The sequence below is a fragment of the Deltaproteobacteria bacterium genome (assembly GCA_005879535.1).
Lineage (GTDB): Bacteria > Myxococcota > Myxococcia > Myxococcales > 40CM-4-68-19 > 40CM-4-68-19.
This window is the reverse complement of sequence record VBKI01000023.1, coordinates 1-3,803: the sequence shown is the minus strand read 5'-3', so window position 1 is coordinate 3,803 and position 3,803 is coordinate 1. Positions and strand designations below refer to the sequence as shown.

Annotated in this window: 5 protein-coding genes; 4 read left to right on the top strand and 1 reads right to left on the bottom strand. The window is 68.1% G+C overall.

The window, feature by feature from the left end:
• From E6J58_01195 to E6J58_01180, 4 genes are all read left to right on the top strand, one after another.
• A partial coding sequence (locus tag E6J58_01195; GenBank protein ID TMB43028.1) for a DNA-3-methyladenine glycosylase I occupies window positions 1-278 on the top strand: 278 nt, incomplete at its 5' end.
• A 272-nt stretch (window positions 279-550) separates the two neighbouring features.
• A complete protein-coding gene (locus E6J58_01190) occupies window positions 551-1,801 on the top strand; it encodes an ABC transporter substrate-binding protein (protein ID TMB43027.1) in 1,251 nt (416 codons plus the stop codon).
• Between the two features lie 23 nt (window positions 1,802-1,824).
• Complete coding sequence (locus E6J58_01185; GenBank protein ID TMB43029.1) at window positions 1,825-2,631, top strand: sugar ABC transporter permease; 807 nt, start codon at window positions 1,825-1,827, stop codon at window positions 2,629-2,631.
• A complete protein-coding gene (locus tag E6J58_01180; protein TMB43026.1) occupies window positions 2,628-3,416 on the top strand; it encodes a carbohydrate ABC transporter permease in 789 nt (262 codons plus the stop codon). Before E6J58_01185 ends, E6J58_01180 begins: the two co-directional genes overlap by 4 nt.
• An 11-nt stretch (window positions 3,417-3,427) precedes the next feature.
• Here E6J58_01180 and E6J58_01175 read toward each other — a convergent pair whose 3' ends face one another.
• Complete coding sequence (locus tag E6J58_01175; GenBank protein TMB43025.1) at window positions 3,428-3,667, bottom strand: Lrp/AsnC family transcriptional regulator; 240 nt, start codon at window positions 3,665-3,667, stop codon at window positions 3,428-3,430.
• Between the last annotated feature and the right edge of the window lie 136 nt (window positions 3,668-3,803).

The window sequence follows — 3,803 nt, the reverse complement described above, 5'->3', positions numbered from 1 at the left end:
AGGAGAAGGGTGGATCATTCGGCGCATTCCTCTGGCGCTTCGTCGGCGGTGTGCCGAAGCACAACGCGCGCCGGTCGTTGCGTCAGCTTCCGGCGCGCACCAAGGAGTCGGACCGGATGAGCGAGGCGCTCATCGAGCGGGGCTTCCGGTTCGTCGGCCCGACGATCTGCTACGCCTTCATGCAGGCGGTCGGAATGGTGAACGATCACCTCGTTACATGCTTCCGACACGGCGATTTGCAGCGGTTGCCAGCCGGTCAGGTCGGTTCAACCGGTTGAACCGGATCGGTCACGACGGATAGAACCCGCCTTTCAGTGCCGCTTGAAGAAATGGACGGCGCGCTCGTGTCGCTTCGCCGCGCTGAGCGACTTGAAAGTACCGAGGTTCTTCCGCTTGCCGGTGCGCGGGTCCTTCTTGCGCGAGTAGAGACGGAACTGGCCTGACTTGAGTTTCCGGATCATGGCGCCAAGCAAGCTGCGCATGTCGCCTTTTCGATGCCCGGCCGCTCGGCTGCCCCGACGAGGCCGCGGCCGCGCCCCATCATGGGGAAGTGCGCGCCCTCTCTGTCTGCCTGATCGCATTCGCGTCGTGCTCGCGGACGTCCCGGGATGCGCCGGCGACGGGGCAGGTCACGGTCGTCCTCAAGCACCAGCCGCTCTGGGGAGATGCTGCCCCGTTTCATGCTTTCCTGGACCGCTTCCGCCGCGAGAACCCCGATGTGCTGCTGCGCACCGAGACGCTGCCGAATGCGTCCGACGTCGCGCGCGAGATGTTTCTCACCGCGCTCGAGGGTGCGGCCGACGACTTCGACGTCTTTGCCATCGACGTCGTGTGGGCGCCCGAGTTTGCCCGCGCGGGATGGCTCGCGGACCTCTCTGCATCCTTCCCGCCGGCGCGCCTGCGCGCGGAGTTCCTGCCGCACGCCGTCGAGGCGGTGACGCTGGACGGGCGCGTGTATGCGGTGCCCTGGTTTCTCGACGTCGGCCTGCTCTTTTACCGCGCCGATCTGGTGCGGCGAGCGCCGAAAACCTACGACGAGCTACGCGAGGTCGCTCGAGCGGCGATGGCGCGCAATCCCCGCCTCGCCGGTTTCCTCTGGCAAGGGCGCCAGTACGAGGGGCTGAACTGCAACGTCTTCGAGGCGATCCGGGGACACGGCGGCGAGCTGCTCAGGAACGGCCGCATCGCGCTGGATTCGCCCGAGGCGCGCGCTGCGCTGCAATGGATGCGCGACGCCATCGTGAGTGGGCTCTCTCCGCGCTCCGTCGTCTCCTCCGGCGAAGAGGAAACGAGGCGCGCCTTCCAGGACGGCCGCGCCGTGTTCCTGCGCAACTGGCCCTACGTCTGGGCGGAGGTGCAGGCGCCGGGCTCCCCCGTGCGTGGCAAGGTCGGCTTCGCGCCGCTGCCGAGCGTCACCGGGGCGCCCGGTCCAGGAACGTTGGGAGGCTGGCAGCTCGCAGTGAATGCGCACTCTCCCCCCGCGCGGCGACACGCAGCGGAGCGGCTGGTGGCGTTCCTCACCTCGCACGATGCGGCCGTGGATCTTGCGCTGCACTATTCCCGCATCCCGGCGCGCCGCGCGGTGTACGACGATGCGCGCATCCGGCAAGGCGCGCCGTTCATCGCAGCGCTCCTTCCGATCGCGCTCGCCGCGCGCCCGAGGCCGGTGACGCCCTACTACGCGCTCGCAAGCGACTCCATCCAGGGCGAGCTTTCCGCCGCCATCGCCGGCCTTCGCTCCCCCGCCGAGGCGCTCTCCCGCGCGCAGCGCATCGTCGACCATCTGGAGAATCCGCGGTGAAGCCGCAACGTCAGGGCGCCCTGATGGCCGCACCGGCCGCTGCTGTTCTCGCCGGCGTCGCCGTCGTGCCCGTTCTCGCGGCGGCGTGGCTCAGCCTCCATCGCTCCATCGTCATCTTCCACGAGCAGCGCTTCATCGGCCTCGCGAACTTTCGCTTCCTCCTGCAGGACGCTCGATTCTGGTCCGCGCTCGGTCACACCGCGTACTTCACCGCCGTGGCCATCGCCGTCGAGCTGCTCCTCGGGCTCCCCGTCGCCCTTCTGCTGCATCGCGGGAGAGGCCTCTTGCGCGCCGCGGTCCTCCTTCCCTGGGCGATTCCCACTGCCGTCTCGGCGCGGATGTGGGCCTGGCTCTTCAATGCGGACTACGGCCTGCTGCACCGGCTCGCGCCCGGCATCGATTGGCTCGGTTCGCCTTCCACCGCGCTGCACGCCGCCATCCTCGTCGACGTCTGGAAGACCACGCCGTTCGTCGCCCTGATCCTGCTCGCCGGCCTGCAGACCATTCCAGACGACGTGTACGAGGCGGCGAGCATCGACGGAGCCGGACGCGCGCGTACCTTCGTCTCGGTGACCTTGCCGCTGCTCAGGCCGGCGATCCTCGTTGCGCTGCTCTTCCGCTCCCTCGACGCCTTCCGCGTCTTCGACGCCATCTACGTGCTCACGGAAGGAGGCCCCGCCAACGCCACCGAGACGCTTTCCATCTACGCCTACAAGACGCTGATGCGCTCGGGAGACTTCGGCTACGGGTCCACGCTGAGCGTCGCGACGTTCGCCTGCGTACTCGTCATCGGCCTCGTCTTCGTCCGCGTGCTCGGAAGGCCGCGATGAAGCGCGCGTTGCCCACCGCGGCCGTCCTGGCCTTCTTCGTCGGCCCGCTCGCGTGGCAACTGCTCACCTCGCTGTGGCCGGAGCCGGAGCTCACGCGATCGCTCCCGACCTCGCTGACGCTGGCCAACTACGCCGGACTGGGAGCCACCTTCGCGCGCGCGGTGCTCAACTCGCTCGTCGTCGCCGCGGGCACGACCGCGCTGTGCCTCGCGGTGGGCGCGTCGGCGGCGTTCGCCATCGCCAAGCTCGAGTTCCGTGGACGGTCGCTGCTCCTCGGTGGCGCGCTCGCCATTTCCATGTTTCCGCCGATCGCCACCGTGAGCCCGCTCTATCTGGCATTGCGGGCGGTCGGCCTGCGAGACACCTTGGCCGGCCTGGTCGTCCCGTACGCGACGTTCGCGCTTCCACTCACGCTCTGGCTACTCACTTCGTTCTTTCGAGAGCTGCCCGACGAGATCTACCGGGCCGCTCTCGTCGACGGTTGCACGCCCTGGCAAGCCTTCGTCCACGTCTTCCTGCCGCTCTCCTGGCCGGCGCTCGCCACCTGCGCCATCCTCGTCTTCATCTTTTCCTGGAACGAGTTGCTCTACGCTCTCTCGTTCATCTCCACGCCCTCGAAGCGCACCATTCCCGTGGCCATCGCGCTGTTCGCCGGGGAGCACGTCGAGCCTTGGGGACAGATCGCCGCGGCCTCCGTGGTGGCGACGCTGCCGTTGGCCGTGCTGACGCTCTTGTTCCAGCGCCGCATCGTCGCCGGCCTGACCGCGGGCGCGGTGAAGGAATAGACGGCGAAGCGCTACATCTCTTCCGCGACAATGTGCGTCTCGCTGCCCTCGATGCCGTCGATCCGCTGGATGCCGTCGAAAACGAGGGCAGTCAGCTCGCGCAGGCCCTTCGCTTCGCAGATGGTGAAGATGTCCGGCTTGCCCCAGCAGGCGTAGGCGGATTTGACGCCCGGAATCTCCCTCACCTTGCGCAGGACGTTGAACCCGCTACCGGGCCTTGTGTTGCAGAGGACGAACGCTTGGACGGCCATGGCATCTCCTCCTTGTGGTTGGTCAGAAGAGAGAGCGCGCCGCTGCGAAGGATAGACGGCAGCGGCTGAACAGTCGAGCGAGCGCGCGACGCCGTTCGGGATCGCGTAGCGTGTGGCGGTGCTTTTCTCCCTCCTC